Raw genomic sequence first — 1,305 nt, 5'->3', positions numbered from 1 at the left:
ATGGAACTGGGCACCAGCGCCAAGATGCTGTCGATCGTGCCGCTGATGAACGGCGGTGGCTTGTTCGAAACCGGTGCCGGCGGTTCGGCTCCGAAGCACGTGCAGCAACTGGTTGAAGAGAACTTCCTGCGCTGGGATTCGCTGGGCGAGTTCCTCGCACTGGCAGCGTCCCTTGAGCATTTGGGTGTGAACTACAACAACCCGAAAGCACTGGTTCTGTCCAAGACCCTGGATCAGGCTACCGGCCAGTTCCTCGACAACAACAAGTCGCCATCGCGCAAAGTCGGCAACATCGACAACCGCGGCAGCCACTTCTACCTGGCGCTGTACTGGGCTCAGGCCCTGGCTGCCCAGACCGAAGACGCTGCACTGCAAGCGCAGTTCGCGACCCTGGCCAAAACCCTGACCGAGAACGAAGCAACCATCGTTGCCGAGCTCAATGCCGTTCAGGGCAAGCCAGTGGACATCGGCGGTTACTACCACGCCGACGCCGAGCTGATCAGCAAGGCCATGCGCCCAAGCGCAACCTTCAACGCGGCGATTGCTGCGCTGGTTTAAGGTTGTAAAGGGAACATCACAAACCCCGGCCCAGCGCCGGGGTTTGTGTTTCCGGGTTTTATGATCACCACAAAACCCTGTGGGAGCTGGCTTGCCAGCGATAGCGGTGGATCAGTCACCTTCAATGCTGAATGATAGGCCGCCATCGCTGGCAAGCCAGCTCCCACAGGGATCGGGTTCCAATATTCAAAAACGAGGACACCGTATGGAATGGCTCCCCCACATCACCGTCGCCACTATCGTCGAGGACAACGGCCGTTTCCTGATGGTCGAAGAACACAAGGCCGGACGTAACGTGCTGAACCAGCCCGCCGGCCATCTCGACCCGGATGAAACCCTGATTGAGGCTGCCATCCGCGAAACCCTCGAAGAAACAGGCTGGGACGTCGAGCCCACCGGCGTGGTCGGCATTTACCTGTACACCGCGCCGAGCAACGGCGTGACTTATCAGCGCGTGTGCTTCAGCGCCAAAGCCGTCAAACACCACCCGGATTATCAACTCGACGACGGCATCGTCGGCGCCAAGTGGCTGACCCGCAGTGAATTAATCGCCCAACGCGACAACTGGCGCAGCGAGCTGATCATCCGTTGCATCGACGATTATCTGGCCGGTCATCACTTCAGCCTCGAACTGATCCGCCCTTCTCTTTAGCCTTGAGGCCGCGAGCCTGCTAGAATCGCGTCCTTTTTCAAGACACTCATTGAATCCCTATGCGTGATCCAGCCCCTTCTGACACATCCAAGAAG

General features: G+C 58.8%; 2 protein-coding genes. Both read left to right on the top strand.

The features are described from left to right. Positions 1–558, top strand: a 558-nt coding sequence (locus ACIONG_RS30155) for an NADP-dependent isocitrate dehydrogenase (RefSeq protein WP_401304643.1), incomplete at its 5' end; no start/stop codon positions are given. A 205-nt stretch (positions 559–763) separates the two neighbouring features. Further along, complete coding sequence (locus ACIONG_RS30150) at positions 764–1,210, top strand: NUDIX hydrolase (protein WP_103486069.1); 447 nt, start codon at positions 764–766, stop codon at positions 1,208–1,210. Positions 1,211–1,305: the final 95 nt, after the last annotated feature.

The organism is Pseudomonas sp. NPDC087817 (assembly GCF_044742875.1).
Classification (GTDB): domain Bacteria; phylum Pseudomonadota; class Gammaproteobacteria; order Pseudomonadales; family Pseudomonadaceae; genus Aquipseudomonas.
This window is presented reverse-complemented; position numbering and strand designations above follow the sequence as displayed.

What these genes read in the sequence shown, in the direction of transcription:
- ACIONG_RS30150 (WP_103486069.1), top strand. Translation starts at nt 764, where the DNA reads ATGGAATGGCTCCCCCACATCACCGTCGCCACTATCGTCGAGGACAAC.